The organism is Bifidobacterium sp. MSTE12 (genome assembly GCF_000513015.1).
Taxonomy (GTDB): domain Bacteria; phylum Actinomycetota; class Actinomycetes; order Actinomycetales; family Bifidobacteriaceae; genus Bifidobacterium; species Bifidobacterium dentium.
This window is the reverse complement of sequence record NZ_AZYA01000035.1, coordinates 74,171-98,580: the sequence shown is the minus strand read 5'-3', so window position 1 is coordinate 98,580 and position 24,410 is coordinate 74,171. Positions and strand designations below refer to the sequence as shown.

The window sequence follows — 24,410 nt, the reverse complement described above, 5'->3', positions numbered from 1 at the left end:
GCCTTTGACCGCCACACGCTATCAGCGATATCGATTTGGCGCAATCGGCATGACCTGCTGCATCACCGCCACGGGCATGCGGGCCAAACGCACTCCTACTCGCATGCGACCGGCCCTGCACGGGAGGATTTGCTCACCTGAGACGCAAACGGCACGTTCGTACCCACTGCGACTGTGATTCGTGCATCTTCTCCGATGATTTCGCAGGATTGCAGCTCGGCGCCATTACCGCGCGTCGTTCGCGAAGCCACCTCACACGGCACTGCCGACCCTTCATGCAGCGCCGTCGCCGAAGCCACTGCGGCCAGGTCGGCAACATGTTGCGCCCGATGCAGGCAAATCAGCAGATTGCCGGCGGCCGCGACGACACCCAGCATCACCGCCGTTGCCGCAATCAGGGCGATTCCGGATACGGTGCCGGAACCTTCATCAGCCTTTGCGAATAGCCGCATGAATCGCCCGCATCTGGTCGTCCACCATTGTTTCACAAACTGTTTCACGATCTCCGTCTCCTTGCGTACGCGGCAATCCCGCCGCGCAAATCCTAGAGATATCGGGTTGCTTTGGCGGTCACGCGCGTTGGCAGGACACCGACCGGATCCGGAATCACCGGGCATTGCACGGTGATCGTGACGCTGTCGGCATTTCGAGAAAACGACACCCGCGCATCATTACCGGCAGCCGCCAAGGCGGCGCTCCGTGCACGGGATTCACCATCACGACCGGCAATCGTCATCGCATGCGCCGCGACGGCGGCCGCATCCTGGCAATCCATGGACACCACCACGGCCCGTCCAAGGCATAGCATCAACATCGCCACTGCGGCAACGGAGGGAAGCACCACCGCGAATTCCGCGGTGGCGGATCCCTCATCCGCATGGCGTTTCCACCATGAGGTCAGCATGGGCCGTCACCCCACACTGAGCGCTTTCTTGATGATGTTGGTCAGCATCGTCTTGACGGCATCGGATTTCATGATGCCGACCAGCACCGCGGCGAAACCGGTCGCGGCCACCAACACCACTGCATATTCGGCGGTTGCCGCCCCCTCTTCGGGCTCGGACGTCAGCGTCCGTATACGAGCATCGAGCAGGCAGACCATGCGGTCGGTCTGCTCTCGCAGTGCGAACATTCTGCGACCCACCCGCCCCAATACGTCGGGACGGCCATCGACATTGATTGACATTTCGGCGTTCATCGCGTTCCTTTCGTTTGATTCGGCCCGACCGGATGACCGGGTGGCTTCAGTGTCGCGGAATCCGGGATGCCTATGCCGCAAACGCGAGGGTTGTGGTCGGAGGACGGGCAGTTATCCACACCCTCGGCGTGTCATCCACCACTATCCACAGTCATCCAAGAAAGGAGGCGATCGCCGGAATGACACCGACCGCAATGAACGCCGGCAGAAAACACAATCCCGTCGGCAAGAGCAGTCGAATCGACAGTTTCGCGGCATCCCGCTCGATCTGCGAGCGCTCATCCCAATCCAACTGTTCGATAGCGGCATCCAATCGGTTCAGCGGCGAGGCCCCGCTTGACCATGAAGCGGCGAAGACGTCACGCACCAATGCGATGTCATCGCCTGACGGCCACGCCTGATCCCAGTCGACGCCTTGGTTCAGCGCACCTCCGACGGACGAGAGTCCTTCGCCAAAATCCCCGCCGACAATCCGCCCCACGACAATCAACGCATGCGGTATCGAGGCACCCCGTCGAATGGCGACGGCCAGCATTTCAAGCACCAGCGGCATCGGCAGTTCATGAGCGGCCTCTTCACCCGGCAACACCCGTGCAGGGCTCCAATACCACAACCAGACGGCCCCGGACGTGCAGCATGCGGAGGCAATCGCCCACGATTCCAGCATGGCCGCTCCCTTCTTCCGCTACGGTTCGCCCACCATTCCCGATCCGTCACGGATGATTCTCCCGTAGCAATACCCGAATCCACAGCAGGCCGATCGCATAGCATCCCAAGGCAAATCCCAAGCACAACAGCCCCTTGGCGTCACCGCACAGGAAGGCCAAAGGGCGGGCGCCCATGCCTTCGCCCAGCAATACCGTGAGCAATGGCAATGCCATCAGCAGTTTGACCGTGGCCTGAGGCATGGCAAAGGCGTTCCTGCGCAGGTCTTCCAGAAGTCGTTGCCTTTTCAGGGATGCCGAAACTGCAGCCAGGCAACGTGACGTTTCGCAGCCCAACGCCATGCTGAGCTGGCAGGCCGCATAAAGTTCCGCACTCAATCGGCGCATCTGTCCACCTTGTTCTTCGGGCGGGCAACGGCATCGCAACACCATCTCGATGCGCGAGCGAGTGAGTTCAGGAGTGGCAAACGCGCAGCCTCCCAGTTCTTCGAAGGCCTGCACCAACGTGGCGCCGCTACGTACGGAAGCCTGCAGGGCCGCCACACATGCCACGCTTGCCATATGGGGCAATGGCGCGCTCGCCACTGCGTTTCCGGTCGGCTCGCCGACAACGCTGCCCTCCCGCCCATCGGCTTGCGGCCTCTGCCCTGCCGGCGTCTGATCCTTCGGTCCTGCACCGCCATCGACGCACCCGTGCAGGTCCGACAGTCGGGATTGCCCGAATGGCTCATGGCGGCGCAGCCATAGCCACACGGCGAGCGTAGCCATCACTGCGGCACACCATGCCAACCATTTCATCACAGACTCCTTGTGTGTTTCCGAATCTCGCCATCGCCCGGCCTCGTACCGGCACGCTCTCATACGCCCCATCGCCGCATGAAATCCACCCATCGCTCGTTCGTTCGCACCTGCCCGCCATTCCAAAATGCCAAAGGGCTGCCTTGCAGCCTTCCATCCCGCACGGTAAGTTGACCGATCTGCGAGATTCTGCGATATCCTTGCGTTCGTTCCACATGCAGCACCACATCGAAAGCGTTTTCCGCGAGTGCGGCGGTGGCACGCGGATCCAGACCGGCGAGCAGCCCAAGCGCCACCAAACGCGATGGCACGGCTTCCACACCGTTCGCATGCAGGGTGGTCATGCCACCACGATGCCCGGAGTTGAGCGCCCTCAATAGATCCGCGATCTCCGCACCTCGGCATTCGCCCACTACCACACGGTCCGGCCGCATGCGTAGGGTCGCTGCGATCAATTGCGACAGATCTATGGCTCCGACGCCTTCCACATTGGCCTCTCTGGTGACCAACGACACATGATTGGCATGATGGAACATGCCCAGTTCGCGCACCTCTTCAACGGTGATGATGCGTTCCGTTGGCGGGCATTGCATAAGCAACGCCTTGAGCATGGTGGTTTTACCGGCTCCAGTACCGCCTGTGACCAGCATCGTCGCCTTGCGGCGTACCAATCCACGTAACAATGGCAGCCAAGCCGGCGGAAACATGCCGTGGTGCGCCAAGGATTCCAACCGGGGTGCGGTGGCGTCGGGCAGGCGGATGCTGATGGCCGCACCTTGCGGGACCAACGGTGCGATCACGGCATGCACGCGCACGCCGTCAACGGTGGAGGCGTCGGCTATCGGACAGGCGTCGTCGAGACGGCGGCCAAGTTGGGAACATAGTCGTACCGCGAAATTCCGAATGGACTGCGCGGAGTCGAACGGCACATGCAATCTGCGCAATCGCATGCCATCGCCGCCATCCACCCATACGGAACCGTCGCAGGTCACGGCGATATCGGTGACTCCCGGCTCGCGGGCCACTTCGCTAAGATGGCCGAGTTCCATGATCCGCCTGCTTTCCGCCACGCCTTTCCTGTACGCGATCGGCCAATCGTTCCAGGGCTTTGCGCATAGTCGTGTTCGGCTTGCGCAATCCCAGTCCTTCCAGGAGCGCACTGCACAGTTTGCCATCCGGCCGTATGACGATGCCGATTTCGCATTCCAAATACTCTTGCGCTTCGGCAATGCCAGTGGTTCCACGATTGCGTATGGTGCCGCGAGGTTCGATACCGACCAGAATCGGCGAGGATCCGCCATTGCCGTCAACCGTTCCGAGTGACTTCAGCCAGGTTTTCGCACGGGCCAGGCCGAGCACCGTCATCTCCACCGCAACGATGTGCAAGGCTCCCGCACAATCCTTCAGACCGTCAAGACCGATATGGTTCGCCATATCGACGATCACCGTCCTGCGTGTCTGTGCGAGTGCACGAATGCAGGCTTGGATCTCCCACCATTGCGGATTTTCGATCTTCCATGGATCGCAGGAAAGTACCGGCACACCATCCCAGACCGGCAGCTCGCGCAACAGCGCCTTGCCATCGACGTTGCCAAGCGGCGCATTGATGTCACCGAATCGGGAACCATCCTCATTTTCGATGCCGAGCAGCACATCCAATCCGCCACCCTGCAGGTCCGCATCCACCAGCACGCACTTGACGCCACGCTGCGTCAGCGTGCGGGCAAGCATGGCCGCCAACGTGCTGACTCCCACACCGGCGACTGCGGAGCTCAGCACCACCACGCCGTCCATATCGGCATGCTCCGCCACCGGATGCGCCGCATGCAGGCGTGCCACGGTACCGTGCACGGACATAGGCGGACTCGAATCGGCTTCAGACCACGGCGGCGGAACGGTGTCATCGTTTCCGTCGCCGACCACTCCGGGCGGAGTGTAGAAACGTTGCGGCGATATGGGTTGCCGCGAAGTCGCCGCTTGCGGAGGCAACGGCACCTCGGTGGGAATGGGTGGTACAGCGTTCATACCGCCGATTGAAAATCATTCGACGGTGAATCCGCAAGCGAAACCGACCCCTGTGGTCGAAGGACGCCAGGTTATCCACACCCCCGGCGTGTCATCCACCGCCGTCCACCGACCACCTCCCGCCACTCTGCCCACGCAACGCGTCAGGGTGCGGGCGGCAAGGACCGGTCCGCAGCTTCCAGGACCATGTCTCGCCGCCCGCACCCTGATTGATCGAAGCATCGATCATGGTGTCCGGGGCTTTTATTTCACCGACTTGATGAAGACGATCAACAGCGCGCCGAGCAGCGAGCAGACGGCAGCCAACGGGAAGAGCGCATGGTAGCCAAACATATTGATCAGCGTGGCGGCAAGCACCGGACCGAGCACCTGGCCACCGGTATTGGCAAGGTTCAGAATGCCCAGATCCTTGGCGGCGGTGTCCTTGGACGGCAACACCTCCACATTCAGCGCCTGATCCACGGCGTTGTAGGCGCCCATGCCGGTACCCGCGACCAATGCATACGCGATCATCATCTTCGGATCGTTGGAGAAGAACGGAATGATGGAGCCTACGGCAACCAGCAGGGAGCATGCAATCACCGGAATCTTACGGCTGCCGATCCTGTCGGAAATCGGCCCTGCGATCACCGTCATGGCGATGGCGGTCACCATCATGCACATGGAAATCACCGAAACGTAGTGTTTGGCCCCATCGGCGCTTTGCATCATGTAATCCGTAAGGATGTACAGCTGGAAACCGGAGATGGCGAACTTGGCCGCGACGATCAGGAACTTGCCGAACAATGCAAGATAGTAGTCACGGCAATGTCTCGTCGGGAAGGAGAAATGCTCCCAGAACATCTGCGCGGTGAATCGTTTCCTCGGCATGGCCAGGCTGGAACCTTCGCGCATGATCAGAGCGGCGAGAGGACCTCCGATCAGCGTAAGCACGGCGAGTACGGTAAAGCCCATGGATTGGTCCGTAAGGAATCGGGCGCCGATCATCTGACCACCGTAGATGCCAACCGAGTAGCCAAGCGCATACATGGCGCTGATGGTACCGCGGAACTTCGGTGCCGTACGGTCGGTGATCACGGCGATCAATGGCGCGACGATGGCGTTCAGGAAGCACTGATATACGCACCATCCCACGATGAGCAGCGGTACGGTCGGCGCCCAGCTCACGAACATCATGGCCGCCGCGGCAAGAACCGAACCACCGATGATCCAGGGGGAACGACGTCCGAAGCGGGAACGGGTCAAATCGGAAAGCGCACCGAAAATGATATTGGCAATGGCCGCGACGATCATGGCGCTGGTGGACAGCACTGCGACGACACTCGCCTTGCCATCTCCCGCCAGCAGCGCCGTCTTCGCGGGGAGCAGCACCACGTTTACGCCCATGTATGGTCCCATCCATAGGAATACACCCAAGACGAGCGCCACTCCGACGACCCAAGGCACCTTTGCCTGTTGTTCGTCACTCACCGTTCCCGTCCACACGGTCGGTTGTGCTGTATTCATAGTTCGACCTCCATTGTCGAAGCATCGGGATCGCCCCAGAACGAGGACGCCTCGATGTGGATTTTTCCTGTTTCGAGCGCGACTTTGCGCTCCTGTGCATTCCAACGGCCCAACGCCGAGAAATCCAGCGATATTGCGACGTCCACAGTCTGTCGCGCGGGAATGGACGCCGATGCGAAACCGAGCAGTTCACGTTCGCCTGCGCGCTCGCCCTCCTGCAAACTGCCATATACCTGAACGACATGGCGGCCGGCATGACCGCCCTCGTTGGTGACCGGAACGTGCAGGATCGCCGTCTGCCGCTCCCTATCGGAATCCGCAATCGCAGGTTCCCCAATTCCATATGACTGGTAGGACAGGCCGTACCCCAGAGGGAACAATGCTTGTGAACCGCGGTGTTGAATCAACCGTTGGCCATACCAGCGCGTGTACCGCACACTGGTCGCCTCACGGTCGAATGGGGGCAGGTCGTGTTCCGATCGCGCGATTGCATACGGCAACCGTCCGGACGGGTCGACCTTGCCGGTAATGATGTCGGCAAGCGCATGCCCACCCTCCATGCCGGAATACCAACCCATCATCACTGCGGCAGGCTCGTCCACCCATTCGTCCATCAGCACGGCACCAGCGGCGACCACTACGACGATCGTGCGCGGATTGGCTTCGGCGACGGCGTGGATGAGTTCCACGTCTTCCGGATTCAAATGCAGGCTTGCGCGATCGCCGCCTTCCGCATTGCCACCGAACGTGCTTACGCCTTCCTTCATGTAGGCTTGGCAGGCCTGCTTCGCCGCGCATTGTTCCGCAGTCACCGGTTCCGGCAGCAACGGCAGCATATCCGGGGAGACCACGCTCTTGAGGTATTCGCCCTCATCATTCGCCGTGTAGCCGACGACCACGATCGCGGCATCGGCATGACGTGCGCGACGCGCAGCCTCTGCGGGGTCGCATCCTTCCGCGTAATCCACCGCATCGTCGCCGAATGCCGTGCGCAGCCCCTCCAATGGCGTCACCGTGTACGGAGCTCTTACGTTCGAAGAGCCCTGATCACCGGTGTTCGCCGCATCCGCCAACCTGCCGGCTACCGTAATACGTGAGACGGCGGCAGGATCGAGCGGCAGTGCCCGCGCATCGTTTTTCAGCAGCACCATGGACTGCTCCGCCACTTCACGGGCGAGCGCCGCATGCTCTGCGCCGGCCATGGTTCCGGCGGGTTCCCGCATATCCCGTTGTGCATAGAATCTCAGTTGCGTATCGAGGATGCGCTCGCCAAGCTCGCGAATGTCATCCCAGGTCACATCGCCACGGCCGAGAGCCGCACGCAACTTGGCGTACCGCTGTTGATGGAACGGCTCCTCGATATTGAGACCCGCCTTCACCGATTTCGTCACATCACGCAGCCCCCATACAAAATCGGAGGCGACGATACCGGTAAAGCCCCAGTCCTTTCGCAGTGTCTGCCGAATGAGCCATGCGTTCTGCCCGCAGTACTCGCCATTCACGGAGTTGTATGCGGTCATGACCGCATCCGCACCGGCATCGATCACCGTTTTGAAATGCGGCCCGTACACCTCATGGAATGTGGCCTCATCAACCTTCACGTCGACCTTGAAACGCGCGTTTTCCATGGAATTGCAGGCAAAATGCTTGACACAGGCCATGGCATGCCGGCGTACGCCGCGCGTCAGCGCCGCACCCAGCGATCCCAGCAGCACCGGTTGGTCGGAATAAGTCTCCTGAATGCGGCCCCAAGCGGGATGCCGCGGAAGATTGATGCATACGCCACCGAAAAGGTTGCCTCCTTGCTCGCGTACCTCTTCTCCGATGGCTTCGCCGACGCGTTCCTCCAGAGCCTCGTTCCATGTCGCGCCGCGTGCCATGGACACCGGGAATGCGGTGCCATGCCCGCTGACGCACCCACGGGGACCATCCACGAACCGTATGCCCGGAATGCCGAGCCGATTCACGGCCCCCATGACGTATGGCGCGATATTGTAGCCATGCCGCACAATATCCAGTCGTCCCTGCCAGTAGTAGATGTCACCGTCCAGCAGATTCATCCGCTCGTCATCGGTGAGCTCACCATAGAGCTGTGCGGCGAGAGTTGCGCTATCTGAGCCCCGTCGGATTGTTTCGACCGCCTGATCGAATGCCGTCATCAGGTTCTCCCTTCCTCATCATCGAGCCAAGGTATGCCATTAATTAACTACATAGTTAATTATGTAAGTACCACTATAGCATGAATTAACTACGTAGTTAATTATCTGCACATGCCGCTCTTACGCAGCGATCGGAAAGATTGGCAAATCACGTCATTCGGCACGACACGCCGAACACGCATCACCACCAGCGAGCATCGGCATAGGCACGCCACAACGTCATCAGATCAACGTCTTCGGGGCTACGGAGCCATCGCAATTGAACACCATCCATCATGGCAAGAGCCAGGTATGCCTCCTGCTGAGGATGTTCCAGACCATCATGCTCGGCCGCACGCGTCAGCATCGCAATCACACGCCGCTCGCGCTTTTGGTAGTACTCATATGCCGGGTGATGATCGCTGAGCGACTCTCCTTGCAAAATGGTGTACAACCTCACGATTTCCGGCTGCTTGGCATTGCGCGCCATCAGCACATCGCAGATATCCCGAATGCCGAACCGCACATCGCCATTCCAAATCTGTTCAGGTTCCACGCCAAGAGAATGCGAATACTGCGCCATATCTTCGCGATCACGACGTTCCAGCACCGCAATCAGCAGGCCGACCTTGTTCTTGAAATGGTAGATGACCGCGGGTTCGGTCAGATCGCATTGCGCAGCCACCTGACGCACTGAGAATCCCCAAAATCCGTTGCGGGAAATAAGCTGCGAGGCAGCATCGATGATCTGCTCCCGCCGTTGCGCAGGCCCCAACCGAGGATGGGCAAGAGACTCCTCCGGTTCCTTCTCACTCCTGGCAGCCACCATAACCATCATCGCTTTCCACACTCGCGTCCACTGATTCGGCATAGCAATCATATCGAAGGAGCAACAAAAAAGAAGACCCGCCGAAGCGGGCCTTCTCTACAAGAAGCTTCAGAGCAGAATCGCAGCACAACATCCTCGTTGTAACGGTAAGTCTATCCAATGCCCGTTCAACGTAACAACCTATCTCGGTCATACACTCTTTGTGGGCTCTGCTCTGTTAAGTTGTTCTTGTACTTCGTAATTATGCTCAGCATCGACGGCTATGCAAACCGAAACGGGCCTATGTTGCGTTATTTGCCAAACTGTTCCCTTCCGATCGCCATAATCGGAGATTTGCATTATCTTGTGCGATTCTCACCTGAGGATTGTGCGATTGCGTGCGCTTCATGCCGCACTCCGGCGTGTCGTACGCAACCCACCATACGGCGACGTCGAACCGCCGGAACGCCAACCATCAGGCGAATGACGCCGAAGTCCACCTGACACGTCGCAATCACCCCTTTTCCCAATCGAAAATCGAACATTCACCGGTGTGCCCTTCGCAAATCCATCAAACTAATGTAAACTCCGGCTAAATTCTGCGTCGTTTTGTGGAATGTCACGACGAACACCGCTTAAAGTAGTGTGCTATGGCACAGATTTTTGACGCACCCTCAAAGGCGATTCTGCGCAGCCAGATTGCTGAGCACATCGCCGAGACCGATAAGAACGACAGGCGGGAGCTGCAGGCCGGTGAAGAACCGCTGCCGAACGACCGCTTCTTCGACCGCGAGTTGAGCTGGCTGAAGTTCAACAAGCGAGTCCTCGAGCTTGCTCAGGACGAGGATCTGCCGATCATCGAGCGCGCCAGCTTCGCCGCGATCTTCGCAAACAACCTCGACGAATTCTTCATGGTTCGCGTCGCAGGTCTGAAGCGCCGCATCGACACCGGCATCGCCGTCACGGCGGCCTCCGGCCTGAGCCCCCGACAGCAGTTGCGCGCCATCAGCGAGCAGGCCCACCGCCTGCAGGATGAGCATGCGCACTACATGATCGATCACATCCTGCCCGACCTGGCCAAGGAGAAGATCGTGCTGCTGAGCTGGGACAAGCTCACCGCGGCCGAGCAGGAGCGCCTTTCGCGTTACTACCGCCAGCAGGTCTTCCCCGTGCTGACGCCGCTCGCCGTGGATCCGGCCCACCCGTTCCCATATATCTCCGGCGGTTCCATCAACCTCGCCGTGCTCGTAGAGAACCCCGCCTCCGGCAAGTCCCACTTCGCACGCGTGAAGATCCCTGGCAACCTGAACCGTCTCGTGCCGGTCGACGACCTGACCGATGACGAGACCACCGATGTCCGCTACGGCTTCATCACCATGGAGAACCTGATTATCGCCCATCTGGAATCCCTGTTCCCGGGCATGATCATCAAGGAAGCCCGCTCCTTCCGCGTGACTCGTAACGAAGACATCGACGTGGAAGAGGATGATGCCGAGAACCTGCTCAACGCCATGGAGAAGGAGCTGCTGCGCCGTCGTTTCGGACCGCCGATCCGTCTGGAGATCTCCGACGAGACCAGCCCGTTCCTCTCCCAGCTGCTCGCCGACCAGTTGCGCGTGAGCGCCGACGAGGTGTACCGCCTGCCGGCACCGCTCGACGCGACCGTACTGTTCGAGCTCGGCGGCATCGATCGTCCGGACCTGAAATACCGCTCCTTCGTACCGACTACGAACCGACAGATCGCCGAGGTGGAGTCATCCCGCGCGCAAGACATCTTTGCAGCGATTCGCGAACGCGATATCCTCCTGCATCACCCGTATGATTCGTTCTCTACCTCCGTTCAGGCGTTCCTAGCGCAGGCGGCCGCCGATCCGAAGGTGCTCGCCATCAAGCAGACGCTGTACCGCACGTCCAGCAATTCGCCGATCATCGACGCCCTGATCGACGCCGCGCATGCCGGCAAGCAGGTGCTGGCATTGGTCGAAATCAAGGCCCGCTTCGACGAGGATGCCAACATCGCGTGGGCCCGCAAGCTCGAACGTGCAGGCGTGCACGTGGTGTACGGCATCGTAGGCCTGAAGACCCACTGCAAGCTGAGCCTCGTGGTACGTCAGGAAGCCGACGGCCTGCGCCGCTACTGCCATGTGGGCACCGGCAATTACAACCCGAAGACCGCACGAATCTACACCGATCTGGGTCTGCTGACCTGCGATCCGGTAGTCGGTCAGGATATGACCCGTCTGTTCAACCAGCTGTCCGGCTACGCTCCGAAGTCGAGTTTCCACCGCCTGCTGGTGGCCCCCCGCACCGTACGTTCCGGCCTGATCCAGCGCATCCGCCGCGAGGAGGATGCCGCACGCGCCGGCAAGGAGGCATGGATCAAGATCAAGGTCAACTCCATCGTCGACGAAAAGACCATCGATGCGCTGTACCGCGCCAGCCAGGCCGGCGTGAAGATCGACATCGTCGAACGTGGCATCTGCGCGCTCAAGCCGGGCGTTCCGGGCCTTTCCGAGAACATCCGCGTGCGTTCCATCCTCGGTCGCTTCCTCGAGCACAGCCGTATCTACGCCTTCGCCAACTCCGACGGCCCGCAGATCGGCGAAGGCCCGGCCGCCGGTCCTGAGGTGTGGATTGGTTCCGCCGATCTGATGCACCGCAATCTCGACCGCCGAGTCGAGGCACTGGTCCGCATCACCGCACCGGAGCAGATCGACGAGCTGATCAAGTACGTCGACCTGCAGATGGCCGATTCCACCGCCTCCTGGCACATGGAGGCCGATGGCACGTACGTCCGTCATTCGAAGGACGCCGAAGGCCGCCCGCTGGTTGACTGCCAGGAATACTTGATCAAGCGCCATACGCGCCGTCCGGCAACGCACTGAGTCGCACCGTTCCGTTGAGGGACCATCAGAAGATGGCCGATTCTGCACATCGCAGAGTCGGCCACTTTCGTCGCGCTTACAATGAAAGGCATGAGCGAGAAGATGAGACGTATCGTGGAAGCTGCGGGGGGTATCGTCTACCGCTGGAAGGTCGGCGGGCAAATCGCCGACAATCCTCAGATCGCAACGCGGAAGACAGCCAAGGAACTGCTCGACGACATTGAAGTCTGCATCGTGCATCGACCGAAATATGATGATTGGAGCTGGCCGAAAGGCAAGCTGGAGCAGGGCGAATCACACCGTCATGCGGCGGTTCGCGAAATCGGCGAGGAGACGGGCGTAAGCATTGCGCTCGGTCCGTACTTGGGCGAGGTCGAATACCCGTTGTCCGAGGAAGGCAAGAAGACCCGCCATTCGCACGACCGCACCGTCGACACCAAGCACACGCTGTACTGGATGGCACGTCCCATCACCGGAGAGGACGCCGAGCATCTCATCGACGCATTCGGCCCGGTGCATCGCGCGGACGTAGGCGAAATCAACGATATCGTGTGGGTGTCGGTACGTGAGGCACGCAAAATCCTGACGCATTCCACCGATAAGGACATTCTCGCGGCGTTCGTCGACCGTGTGCAGGAGGGCGCCGCGACCGCGCAGAATCTGCTGATCGTACGCCATGCGAAGGCCGAATCACGCAAATCATGGAAGGGCACCGACGCGAATCGTCCGATCACGCCGAAAGGTGCGGCCGCGGCGTTCGCACTCAACCGCGAGCTCGCCTGCTACAATCCCACCCGACTGGCCACGTCGCCGTGGATGCGCTGTCAGGAGACGCTACAGGTCCTCAGCTGGCAGACCGACCGGCCGATGGAGCATATCGATGCGTTGACGGAAGACGCATTCGCCGATCATCCGACTATGGCCTGGCTCGCGTTTCTGGACCAGATCAGGCAGACGTTGAACACGCGACAGACCACGGCCATCTGCATGCATCGACCGGTGATCGGCGGCATGTTCGACCATCTGCGTGGCATGTGCTCGCGCAAGCAACTCGCCAAACAGCTCATCGCCAAGTCTCCCTATATGCCTACCGGTACGGCCGTCGCAATGTTTATAATCGATACACCGCAAGGTCCCAACATCATCGATATTCAAAAGGTCACGCCACTTGTCTACTAACATGCACTACGGCTCCGGTTCCGTGATTCCCAGCCGTACCGCCGGTTTCACGAATACCGGTTCGCCACGCCCCTCACGCCCGGGCCAGCTCGACCAGATGATGGCCGACAATATCGCGGGCGGTGCGGATCCGGCGCAGATCAACGAGATGAGCCACGCTTCGGCGGCGGCTTTGCTTGATCGCGTGCATCACACGCAGGATGCGGCATTGGTGGAACGTGTGCTTACGCTGGTCGACCATGAAGGCGTTGACGTGATCGCGGAACTGTGGAGCCACGCCGAGCCGGATTCACTGCCGGGCATTCTGTGGCGTCTGTATCTGCTACGTACGTGGATGCGCAAGAACCGGGAGTCGATTGCGCGGTTGTGGCGCGTGGGCGAGCCGATTGCGACGACCGCTTCCGCGATTGCCGGAGTCGATCAGGCCCCGACGGAAGAGGATATCGCGCACACCGCGGATTCCATTCTGGCCGGCGCTTTTACAGGTGATTTCGCCGTTGCGCTGGAACGTGCCGCCGCCTTTACCGACGTGGTTGCGCTGGGATTGCGCATCGAGGCGAAGAAACTGACTTCGCGCGGAGCGCAATCCGCTGGAGATGCCGAAAAAACCGCCCGGGCAAAGGCCTCACGACTGCTGCACACCGCCGGCAACCTGTTTGCCACCGCCAAGGATTTCCGCCATGGTGCGAGCCTTTGGCGGCGCGGACGACTGGAGTAGGATTCCTCGAACTGCCGCCGTCATACCGGAGTGGAACCCACAAGCCCGAAACCGAAGCGATCCAACGCCTGCGGGGGGAACGCGACACGTGTTCACACCCCGTCCTCCACGCCTGTACAATGGGATTCGCGCCGGGCCATGCATAGCCCCGGGCTCCATTTTTTGCCGCTGCGAGCGGCCTTTGCGCCGACAGGCGCTTTCGTGGTTCGGCGCATTTCTTCGTTATCATGCACTAATCTTGGAAAGCATGGATATTCATGTGTTGAACCACCCGCTGGTGGACCATAAACTCACCGTTCTCCGTGACAAGAACACCGCCTCTTCCACCTTCCGCGAGCTCGTTTCCGAACTCGTGATGCTCGAGGCCTACGAAGCCACTCGCGACGTCGAAGTCGTCGACAAGCCGATCGAGACCCCGGTCTCCCCGATGATCGGCAAGCATATCGCCTCTCCGGCTCCGCTCATCGTGCCCGTGCTGCGCGCTGGCCTGGGCATGCTTGACGGCATGACCAAGATGATTCCATCCGCAGAGGTCGGCTTCCTCGGCATGAAACGCGACGAGGAGAATCCGACCCAGCAGATTACCTACGCGAACCGTCTGCCGGAGGATCTGACCGGCCGTCAGTGCTTCCTGATCGACCCGATGCTCGCCACCGGCGGCACGCTGGTTGCCGCCACGCATTATCTGGCCGAACGCGGTGCCAAAGACATCACCGCCGTGTGCATTTTGGGCGCTCCGGAGGGCCTGAAGTTCGTTGAGGAGCATCTCGACCCGTCCATCAAATTCAAGCTGGTGCTGTGCGCCGTCGATGAGAAGCTCAACGACAAGTGCTACATCGTGCCGGGTCTGGGCGATGCCGGCGATCGACTCTATGGCGTAATCGACTGATTGCCGGCCCAATCCAGCCCTGATCGGCTGGATTGGGCCTTGCATCAACGCTCGTCGGGAACGAACGCCTCAAAGATGTGGTGGTCGAACCAATCGACGCACTGCGCGAGCTCGTCACGGCTGCGCACGGTCCATGAGACCGGCACCGCGCCCATGAAACGGGCCAGACGCACCTGCGGGCTATTGCCGCCCTTCCAATCGTAGGCTACGAAGTCAGGGCGGGAAATCCAATCGAAGACCAGCGCTCCGGCCGCATACTCCTTGGCCAATGCCACCGGATCAGTCGGCGCGTCCTTGCCTTCCGGCCACCAAGATAGCTGTCCGCGGCATACTTCCGGACGGTTTTCCTTATACCAATTCACGGCGGCCGGATTGAACGATTCAACCACATATGCGCCGGAATAGGCCTGCAGCAACGCGTCGCCCTTTTCCATGAGTTCCACGTCGCGCGGATCCCACTTGGAATTGTCTTCGAACTTGTACTCCACAATCAACGGCACACGGCCGGCGACCACCTTGAGCACGTCGGCGAACAACGGCACATGCTGGTAGTAGCCTTCCGGCGCATGGTCCGGCGTGGTGACCAGCGGAGGCTTCTCGAGAGAGCCCGGCAACGGTGCGGCCTTGGAAGCACCCGGAGCGTCGGTCGGGAACAGCGGGATGCGGGTCAGCTCGTCATAGGTGAGATCCTTGATGCGGCGCGGATCCCCCGCAACACGCATCAGGTCATCATCATGCACCACTACGACTTCGCCGTCGGCGGTCATCTGCAGGTCGAGCTCAATGCCGTAACCGGCTTCGCAAGCGGCAGCGAAAGCGGCTAGGGAGTTTTCCGGCGCGATGGCGCCAAGCACGCTCGGATTGCCATAGCCGGCCTTCATGGCCATGCGGCGGGCGAGTGCCACGTACTCGCCGCTTTCGGCGGCGTATTGCGCGGTCAGACCGGAACCGGCGTCATGCAGACCGCGATGGGCGTACCATACGTCCGGAATGGCCGGCACGTAGTTGCGACGCTTGTCGGAAAAGGTGCGCGGCGCAATGGCCCACACCGCCGCTCCTGCGGCCACTGCGCCGCCGATCAACGCCTTCTTGAAGAACGAACTGGACATGGGCATGCTCCTTCACGATTGGCCCGACAACATTCCCCTGCACGAATTCGCTTGGTCTCGCGCACGGGGCATTCTCTATGAGAGTATCCCAGATTCACGCACTCTGCCCGGTTTTTACCTGAAATTCAGCAAATCGAGAGATGTCGGGGGTGCTAGGTCCATGCAGTATGCCGCCTTCCGGCAAATGCAGAAGACAGTCGGCAATATCTCTCGGACCCTTACATGAGATGTGAGGTTACGTAGAGCCCGTTGATACGCGACGAGGGCGATACGCTTGCCGAATGGCTTTGCGTATCGCCCTCTGGCGATCAGCGCTCACGAATCGGAGCAGCCTTCACAGGTCGGAGCCGGGAACCTTCAGGCCTGCAACTCGCGCTTGACGGCGCGAATACGCACGGTCGCGATTGCCGCGACGGCGATAAGCAACGCCGCGATCACGGAGAACAGGATGATGCCCGCGCCACCGGTGAGCGGCAGCTGCGTGAGGGACTTCACGTTCTTTACCTTGATTGACTTATCAGTGCCATCCTGGGAAGCCAGTTTCAGCCCATTATTATTCGACGTAAGGAGGAGCGTATTGCTCACCACGCCGCTGGTAACCGACAGATCCACACGGACAGTGAACACCGGCTTGACGGCATCCACGTTCATATAACCGCTCGGTGCCGCGGTTTCCTTCAGCGTATATACGCCATCGTCCTCGGACTCGGTACTCATGTGGCCCTTCAGACCGTATACCTTGACGTTGCCTTCGCTGTCGGATTCCACCTCGGTAACCGTTCCCGCCGGGTCATAGTAGTAATACGAGGTACCGTCCGCATTATCCACCTTGGTGAAGGTCAGCGGAGTTCCCGTAGCGCTCGTTCCTCCAAACACGTTGAACTTGGCTCCGGAAAGGGCCGCTTCAACGTTGTTGTCCACACCATACTTGAAGAAGGAGAAGCCGCCTACATACTGATGCGTGCTCGTGGTTTCCGACCAGTCGTTGCCGTTATGCTGCACCTTGGCGGAATTGCTGACGGTGACGGCATCTGCGGCTCCGGCATCCTTGTTCACGGTCGCGGAGTAGGAAATCCACAACTGGTTGCCAGCCCAATTATGGGCGTCGGTGAATGCCACCAGCATGGTGGTGGAGCCATCAGCGTTCGAAGTCGTCGTGACGGTATAGGCGGACGAATCGATCAGATGCTTGTCATCGGCGCTCGTCGACTTCATATCGCCCCAGTACGCCTTGATCTGAACGGCGCCGTCGGTCTCGTTGTAGGTCAGGCCCTTCGAGACGGTATCGCTGATCGTAATCGGATACGTGGTATAGCCGGCAGCGGCCTTCGACACGTTCGTCTGTACCACGTAGCACAGTTCAGTGCCGACGCTCACCGACTTGTCATCCATGGAATCGGTGTTCTTGGAGATATCCTCGCTGCACATGGTCTTGTCGTACACGTACTTGTTCGGCGCGTTCGGCTGGTTTTCGTCCTTCGGGTTGAACTGACCGAGCGCTATGACGTTCTTCTGACCATCGTCAAGGTCGAATTCCATCGTAGTGTAGCCATTAATCGTGGAAGCCACCACAGCAACACTGTCCGTCACGACAGCGCTATCTTCGGTGTGATGCTTGACGACGATATACCAGCCTTCTTCAGTCAGAGGAATCGCCGTATCCGCAGGAGAGCTGCCGGTGTTGGTGGCCGTCCCCTTGTTGAAATCGTTCAGATTGGTGATTTCGCTCAAGGAAGCCTTCATCTCATCTGCGAACGTGCGCAGTTCCGAAGCGCTGAACGTGGCGATCCATGCGGCGACATTATTTTTGTATTCCGCAGGAACGGTGGTGTTGTTCTTCGCGTCCTGTGCTGCAGTGGTGATGGTGGTTAGGAAAGAGCCGCTCGCCGTGGTAGCGATATCGATGGATGTAATCTTGGTGACACCCTGCGGGTTTGAGAATTCCGCAAACTTATACGCCGTATATGTACAGCCCTGCTGTGCGTTCAATGCGGTAATCGTCGCCGTGCCGTCGGCAACGGCAGTGGCGGCGCCGAATACGGCACCACCGATCAGGGTCGCTGCTGCGGCCACCACGGCGAATAGTTTTCTCATCTTCATGAGTCCTTCTTCTCTCGTTCGGTTGTTCGCGTCCCGCCGATCCATTTCGTTAGGACGCCACAAATTTCAATCGATTCGGTATTTCAGTTATGAAGTCTTCATTCCGGGATTCCGCAGCAAACACCTGCCGGAGCCGCTACGGGATGCCTTACGTCTATTCCAATAGCTGCTCCTTTCGCCGTTGCTTGTTCCACCACTCATGAATGCCCAGTCCGGCGAACACCGCCAGCAGTCCGACCACAAATCCTCCGACCAGGAAGTTTCTGGTCGTCAGGCCACCCGTCAACGGCAGACGCTCCGCGCTCTTGCACACATTCACGAATGCGGCACCGTCATTGGCGTCGGTAGCCGTCGGCGCATCATATCCAGGCGTGGTAACGATTACGGAATACACGCCCTTCATCTGGTTTTCCTCAACACGGAATCGCAGATAACGCACGTTGGCGGCGTAGGTGAGCGTGGTATCGTCACCGGCGACTTCCGTCACCTTGTACACGTAGGCACCCGGCTTGGAGAAGCTGAATGAGCCGAACCCAATCTTGGCGAAATTACCGGCCTTGGTCGGGACCACTTGGTCCTTACCTATAGTCACTGAAGAGCTTGAAGGCGAGGGAAGCGTGCTCAGCGCAGTGCCGTCACTCGTGCAGACGATGGAGCTCGCATCGCTGAACGAACCGGCGTTGGTGCTGTAGTTACACTTCTCCACCGTGAACGTGAACCGGTCTTTTTCGGAATCAGACCAGTCGCGGCCGGAGAGCTGCTTGTACAGCGGCGCGGATGCGGAAGTATCGTCGATTTCCGTCGCTTTCAGCGTTTCATACGTATTGACGAATGTGATGTCATCAGCCGTCGACGTCGAGCCGTCGCCTTTCACCACGCTCTTGGACGTACTCACGTTCAGCGTGCCGTCGCCGTTGTCACTCACCGTGACACTCACCAGGTACGTCCACTGCCTGAACCAGATACCGTCGATTTTCACATCCGTGGCCGTTTCGCCTGTCAGCTTCGTAGAATCCGAGTCCAACTTTGTATTCACCGCTCCGGTATTCGGATTGGTGTGTTGTGCTAGTTCCTTGACCACGAAACGGTAGGTCTTACCGACATCGGATTCGTTGAACACCAGATTGGAAAGCTTGGTCATGCCACTTACGGCATTGCCGTATTCCGTTGCGCTTTGTGCCTCACTGCCAGCGGCGTACCCGTTGGAGAATTTTCGGTCGCTCGCAAACGTTCCAGCCGAAATGCGTTGTGCCGACGCTTCATCGTCACCACTGATGGTGAAGGTGAATTCGCCCGCATACAGGTTGCGTGTAGTGCCGGCGTTCCTGTTGTGCAGTTCCTTGGTTACGGTGAGACCGGCAAACGTTGCGGTGGCGTGATACGCGTTGGTGAACGCGGCCGCATCCGTAACCTTGCGGTCGGCTTCGGTCGTGGCGGTGGCGTTGCTGTAGCTGACCTTCGCCACGTTCAGTCTGCCGGTATGCTTGCCGTTGGCATCTGTATCGGAGATGACGTAGGTGACCGTCGATATATGAGTGTCGTAGGTGATGCCACCGGCATTGCCGGATTGTTCCGCCACGTTGAAGGTGTAGGTTCCGGCTTTTCCGAACGTGAGTTGCGTGAACTCGAATGATTGCGCTTCACCGGATTCCGCCGTCACATTCGTTGAGGTCGCACTGGCGAGAATGCTTTCAACGGCACAGTCGTCTGCGCAGGCGGCGCCGCTGACGGTACCATTCGTCACGGCTTCCTGGGTGGCTTCGTCCGCCGCGGTCAGCGCAAAGGAGAAGGAGTCGCCGGCTGTGCGTGCGCGCCCGGTCAGCGTCTTGCTGCCCTGCGGAGTGGCGGAGACCGCCGAAGCCGCATACGTATTGGTGAACCGGACCGGATTCGAGCCGTCCGCAGGAATCTCCACCTTGGTCAGGGTGCCGGCTTCGTTCTTGTAGTACGAGATATCGGCGTTCACCATATCGTCGGTGACGGTGATGGCCACGAACACGTAATATTCAGTCGAATCGTAGGTCATGGCGGTCGCGTCGGCCACGGTTCCGCTGTTCTCCGTGATCTTGTACACGTAGGTGTTGTTGCCGGTACCGCCACCGAATGAGATCCGCGGGAAGCTGGCCGTGTGGAAATCATCGAAGTCGGCATCCATGCTGCCCGTGGAACTACCGGTAGGCATCGGCACCGAATCCGCATTATTCGGCAGCTCCGCCACCGTCGTCTTGGCTCCGCTGGCGGTCGCATAGCTGCCGATTGCCGTCAGCTTCGTGCTGAACATGCCGGCCTGATACGGGTAGCCGTTTTCCGTGTAGTTCTTGGTGGCGGAGAAGGTGACGGCTCGTGGGTCCTTGCTGTAGTTGTTGGTAAATACGGCCTGGTTCTCAGTAGCCGTTGCATCGGTCCCGGTCACGGCGGCGCCGGAATCGTCATATGTTCGGACCGTCTTGACGCCGGCCACCACAAGGTTGCCATCCTCAACCGCAACCGTGACCGTCACCACGTACTGCGCACGCGAATAGTTGAACCCTTGCAGAGCGCCGGAAGACGGCGTGATCTCAGACAACGAATATGTGTACGTGCCCGGCTTCGTGAAGGTGATGTCACCGAACGTCATGCTCTGCGATTGCTCACCCGAAGTCTGATACGTCAACGTCTTCTTCATGACATGATTGCCGTTGGCGTCCACATCGGAAACGGAACAGGTATCGGCGGTACCGCAGGTAGGCAGCGGCGTGCCCTGCGCGGCCTGTAGCTGGAATTCAAACGGATATGAGCCTGTTGCGCTACCAACCACTTTCTTCACGACCGTGACGAACCGTCCCGCAACCAACGTAATGCTGTTCGGCTGGTACACGTTGCCCACCACCGCGGCCGCAATGCCGGAGGAGCGCTGAATGGTACCGGTCAGGTTACTGGATTGCGCGCTTTCGAACACGTAACCGTTCGGCAGGCCCGTTTCCTTAATCGTGTATGTGACGCCGTCCGAAATATTGGCGATGCTGAGCGTCTGCTTGTTGGACAGCGTGATCGATGCGGTCTCTGCACACTTCTCCGCATCGGTGTCGCCATCCGCAACGCACTGGAGGAGCTTGCCGGAAGTAGCGGATTCGGAATCGCGATGCAGTTTCATGACGATCTGCTGATCGTCCTTCTTGCCGTCGCCGGTACCGCCGGAAATCGTGCCATGATAATAGTCGGTTGTGCCATCCTGCTGCAATGTGGCGGCGTCATCTGCGCTCAACGTGACGTCGAACGAGAACCGCTGCGTGTCAAAATCATCCGGTTTGTCGTAACCGTCACCCACCGTAACCTTCTTGGTGAGCGTCAGACTGGCCTTGCGCTTATCTTGCACGCGAATCACGTTCGCGCCGGTGAATATATGCGCCAGGTTGGAATTCTTCAGACTGAAACGAACGCCCTTCCCTTGGGAGCCATCGTCTTTGTCTTCGGCCTGGCTGACCTTGTAGTACGTCCAACCGGTCGTGTTGACGAAGCCGTTATCCGTCATGGTGCTTTGATCGGTCAGCGTGTAGTAGCCATTCTTGTAGTTGCCGGTCCAACTGACGTCCACGGACTTCCCATGTTCGGAGCCGATGGTTTCGGACCAGCTGCCATTGGTCACACATTCCTCATCCGCGCAACGCAACTGCGTGACCTTCAGATCGGAAAGCGTGCAATTGATATCGCGATTGGCCGCGAACTGTTTCAGCACCTCGTTCAACGTACCGATATGAGTCATGGTGGAGACACCATTATCTTCGGTGCCGGCGTCTGCGAAGATGCCGTTATCGGTGATGAGCAGTTTCACCAACGTGTCATTGATCTCATAACCCTCAGGTGCTTTGGTTTCCTTGACGTAATAGGTGCCGTTGTCCAGATCGACGCCACTGCCTTGCACACCTTCGGAAGACGAGCCCGCCATGCCGAACATGCACGAGCCCTTCATCTCGTACGGATAGCTCGTATTCGCCGTGACGCAGGTCTGCAATGCGGTCGCTCCCTCCAGCAGGCTCGTGCCGTCCGCATTGACCTGATCCGCGGCATAGAGGCTGAATTCCGCACCTTCCACTGGGTTACCGGCATCATCGACCTTCTGCACGATCGGATCGTTGCGCACATCGGTGATGGCGATCTGCACGCCGAAATTACGCAGGAACTGCCGGCCGTATGCGCCCGTCTCCGTAGTGTCCAGACGAACGGTGTTCGAGGCATTGATGCCGTCCGTGGAATCGGCCGTGGTGTAGTACACGCCCATGGCATACAGCGAATCAGCCTTTTCCTCGTCGGAGCGCATGAAATAGTAGGTGAAAATGTCACCGGGCAGGCTGGAAATCGAGGCCGAATACTTGCCTTCGGAATCCAGGCCGAAGAAATGCAGGTAGTTCGTGCTTCCGGCGCCATCCGACTTGGCCAGCTGGACGACGTCAGCCATACCATTCACCGCATCGGGCGATAGGTTCCAGCCTTCCAATGCGCTACCGGAAACCGCCCTCCACGCATCGGACTCCAGCGTGCCGGCGGCCGTCTTATCCCTGTGCATGATGACGGCGAAGACCTTGCCTTGAGTAACGTCATGGGATGTGCCGTTCATGTCGTAGACGGTGGCGCCGTCGGCCACGGTCATCGTTTCGTGGGCCACCGACCACGCGCCTGAATCCCATTTGCCGCTCTCATCGTTGCAGAGCAGCACGCCGTCTCCTGCGGGACTGATCTGGTAGCGCAAATGAATATCCGAAGATTTGCGGTATCCCGGCGGAGCTTTGGTCTCCTTCAGCACGTAATGCGTGATGCCCCGGCCGTTACGGGCGAGATCGGCGAAATTCACCGGCTTGCCGGTCTCGTGGTTGGTGAACGTATAGACGCCGTCCTTATCGGTGGTGCCCTTGCTAATCAGGTCGGCGGCAGTGTAGGAATAGTCGCTGCCCGCCTTGTACAGTTCGAAGTTCGCTCCGGCCACGCGGTTGCCTTGCTGGTCGAGTTTGACCAGGTTGTTTTCGGGAATGTCGGCGAGATTGTACTTGAGTTTCAGATTGGACTCGTTGTTGCCGCGTTCCAGATAGAAGAAGTCCAGCGTGTGGTAGGTGCTATCCGCGAAGGTGCTCGTGTTGGTCTGTGACCATTCTACGGATTGGAATTCGTCGGAATCCTCACCACCGTACGCGTTGGCGAACATCTCGCGAATCGTCGTATTGGTGTAGGTGCTGTTGCCGGATGCGTCCGTCACCTTCACGGAACCCGTCTGGAAGTCGATGTGCAAGGCGGCGCTGTTGTGGATGCCGCCGACATCGCCGACCAGCACGCCGTCGATGAACACCCATACGTCATCGTCGCCTTGGAAGTCGAAGGTCATCGCCTCGTCGTTGATGATGCCGTTGACCAGCTGCATGAACTCCGATTGGGAATGCACGCCGAAGTAATGGTTCAGCACGGAGTTCCTCGACGAAACCTTGTTCGACAACGACCCGTTGGAGTCCTCGAACACGTCTTCGGCAGAGTTGAAGGGGAAAAACTCACCAACGGAGCTGCCCCATTCCGCCCGCACACCCGGAGTATCGTACAAGGTCATGGAATATGACGATTTGCCCGACGTGGACTTGTCGTTCAATGTAGCGAAATTCTTGGTGCTATCGTACACATAGTAGCCGTTCTGCAGCTGCAGTAGGCCGGTTACGTTCGGATAGGCCTTCCTGGAATCGCTCTCGGTATTCTCGGTATCGAACAGGTATGCCAGCGATTGCGTACCGTCGGTTATCTTGCCGTCCCAGGAATACAGTTGGTCTGCCGCGATAACCGGATAGCCGTCCTGCAGCAGCGACTTGACCATTCTCTTGCGCGGCGAGGCGCTTCCCGTCCATTTGTTGATGGTGTTTTGGCCTTCGCCGTTATACGTGAAACGTAGCTGTTTACCTGCATTGATCCCCGTGTCGGAGTGGTTAAACGCTTGACCGTTGCAGTAGCTATCATCAATATCCGCGCACCCATACGGCTGCACCCAATAATCGAATAAATTGATGGTAGTGCCGGACGGGCTCACGGTATTACTCACCACATGATCCGAAAAAGGGACACTCGAAGTCTCATCGGCTTGTGCGGAAGGCGCCACGATCACCGTGACGAGGAGCATCACAACGGCCACCACGGCAGCAACGGGTTGCGGAACATTACTCAGAGCACCCTTGTTCGCCCCTCCACGCAAACAAGAGAACCCACCCATTATAAACCTTATCCTTAGCCTTATTCGCTACGTAAACACTGGTAGAACAAATCGTTATCCATACCTTACAAAGACATGCTGTTCGGAAGTCTACACCCTCCTTACAACAACCCCAAAACCACACAAAATACCCCCGTTAATAGGGGGGGCGGGATGACGGGCAGTGCATCTGCGC

General features: G+C 59.2%; 17 protein-coding genes. 4 read left to right on the top strand and 13 right to left on the bottom strand.

Annotation, left to right across the window (positions count from 1 at the left end; translation table 11 throughout):
- Positions 1-95: 95 nt before the first annotated feature.
- The 10 genes from HMPREF1494_RS08460 to HMPREF1494_RS08415 form a co-directional block, all read right to left on the bottom strand.
- Positions 96-500 carry an Rv3654c family TadE-like protein gene (locus HMPREF1494_RS08460; protein WP_231495384.1) on the bottom strand — a complete coding sequence of 135 codons (405 nt, stop codon included), beginning with the start codon at positions 498-500 and terminating at the stop codon, positions 96-98.
- A gap of 44 nt (positions 501-544) precedes the next feature.
- Entirely contained in the window at positions 545-904 is a 360-nt protein-coding gene (locus HMPREF1494_RS08455) for a TadE family type IV pilus minor pilin (RefSeq protein ID WP_034522065.1), read from the bottom strand.
- Positions 905-910: 6 nt separating this feature from the next.
- Positions 911-1,198, bottom strand: a complete 288-nt coding sequence (locus HMPREF1494_RS08450) for a DUF4244 domain-containing protein (RefSeq protein ID WP_034522062.1) — start codon at positions 1,196-1,198, stop codon at positions 911-913.
- Between the two features lie 151 nt (positions 1,199-1,349).
- Positions 1,350-1,865 carry a type II secretion system F family protein gene (locus HMPREF1494_RS08445; protein ID WP_034522059.1) on the bottom strand — a complete coding sequence of 172 codons (516 nt, stop codon included), beginning with the start codon at positions 1,863-1,865 and terminating at the stop codon, positions 1,350-1,352.
- 46 nt (positions 1,866-1,911) lie between these two features.
- Positions 1,912-2,724: a type II secretion system F family protein gene (locus HMPREF1494_RS08440; RefSeq protein ID WP_034522173.1), complete on the bottom strand. Its 813-nt coding sequence runs from the start codon at positions 2,722-2,724 to the stop codon at positions 1,912-1,914.
- On the bottom strand, positions 2,721-3,710 hold the full coding sequence (locus HMPREF1494_RS08435) for a CpaF family protein (protein ID WP_034522058.1): 990 nt from the start codon (positions 3,708-3,710) through the stop codon (positions 2,721-2,723). The genes HMPREF1494_RS08440 and HMPREF1494_RS08435 overlap by 4 nt, the downstream gene beginning before the upstream one ends.
- Positions 3,691-4,518: a P-loop NTPase gene (locus HMPREF1494_RS08430; protein WP_034522055.1), complete on the bottom strand. Its 828-nt coding sequence runs from the start codon at positions 4,516-4,518 to the stop codon at positions 3,691-3,693. Before HMPREF1494_RS08430 ends, HMPREF1494_RS08435 begins: the two co-directional genes overlap by 20 nt.
- Positions 4,519-4,929: 411 nt before the next feature.
- A complete protein-coding gene (locus HMPREF1494_RS08425; RefSeq protein WP_003837781.1) occupies positions 4,930-6,192 on the bottom strand; it encodes an MFS transporter in 1,263 nt (420 codons plus the stop codon).
- Positions 6,189-8,351, bottom strand: a complete 2,163-nt coding sequence (locus tag HMPREF1494_RS08420; protein ID WP_034522052.1) for a beta-glucosidase family protein — start codon at positions 8,349-8,351, stop codon at positions 6,189-6,191. Before HMPREF1494_RS08420 ends, HMPREF1494_RS08425 begins: the two co-directional genes overlap by 4 nt.
- Before the next feature lie 181 nt (positions 8,352-8,532).
- A complete protein-coding gene (locus tag HMPREF1494_RS08415) occupies positions 8,533-9,168 on the bottom strand; it encodes a TetR/AcrR family transcriptional regulator (protein WP_231495382.1) in 636 nt (211 codons plus the stop codon).
- A 620-nt stretch (positions 9,169-9,788) separates the two neighbouring features.
- On the opposite strand from HMPREF1494_RS08415, the gene HMPREF1494_RS08410 reads away from it, so the two are divergent.
- The 4 genes from HMPREF1494_RS08410 (at position 9,789) to upp (ending at position 14,809) form a co-directional block, all read left to right on the top strand.
- Positions 9,789-12,023, top strand: coding sequence for an RNA degradosome polyphosphate kinase (locus tag HMPREF1494_RS08410; RefSeq protein WP_003837786.1), 2,235 nt, complete (start codon positions 9,789-9,791; stop codon positions 12,021-12,023).
- Positions 12,024-12,104: 81 nt separating this feature from the next.
- Positions 12,105-13,202 (top strand): NUDIX hydrolase, encoded by a 1,098-nt coding sequence (locus tag HMPREF1494_RS08405; protein ID WP_034522047.1) that lies wholly within the window; start codon positions 12,105-12,107, stop codon positions 13,200-13,202.
- Position 13,203: 1 nt separating this feature from the next.
- Positions 13,204-13,920, top strand: a complete 717-nt coding sequence (locus HMPREF1494_RS08400) for a hypothetical protein (protein ID WP_034522043.1) — start codon at positions 13,204-13,206, stop codon at positions 13,918-13,920.
- A 247-nt stretch (positions 13,921-14,167) separates the two neighbouring features.
- Positions 14,168-14,809, top strand: coding sequence for a uracil phosphoribosyltransferase (gene upp / locus HMPREF1494_RS08395; RefSeq protein WP_003837791.1), 642 nt, complete (start codon positions 14,168-14,170; stop codon positions 14,807-14,809).
- Positions 14,810-14,853: 44 nt separating this feature from the next.
- On the opposite strand, the gene HMPREF1494_RS08390 is transcribed toward upp, so the two are convergent.
- From HMPREF1494_RS08390 to HMPREF1494_RS08375, 3 genes are all read right to left on the bottom strand, one after another.
- Entirely contained in the window at positions 14,854-15,918 is a 1,065-nt protein-coding gene (locus tag HMPREF1494_RS08390) for a glycerophosphodiester phosphodiesterase family protein (RefSeq protein ID WP_034522040.1), read from the bottom strand.
- A 357-nt stretch (positions 15,919-16,275) separates the two neighbouring features.
- Positions 16,276-18,018, bottom strand: coding sequence for an isopeptide-forming domain-containing fimbrial protein (locus HMPREF1494_RS08380; RefSeq protein WP_034522035.1), 1,743 nt, complete (start codon positions 18,016-18,018; stop codon positions 16,276-16,278).
- Between the two features lie 154 nt (positions 18,019-18,172).
- Entirely contained in the window at positions 18,173-24,067 is a 5,895-nt protein-coding gene (locus tag HMPREF1494_RS08375) for a Spy0128 family protein (protein ID WP_231495381.1), read from the bottom strand.
- Between the last annotated feature and the right edge of the window lie 343 nt (positions 24,068-24,410).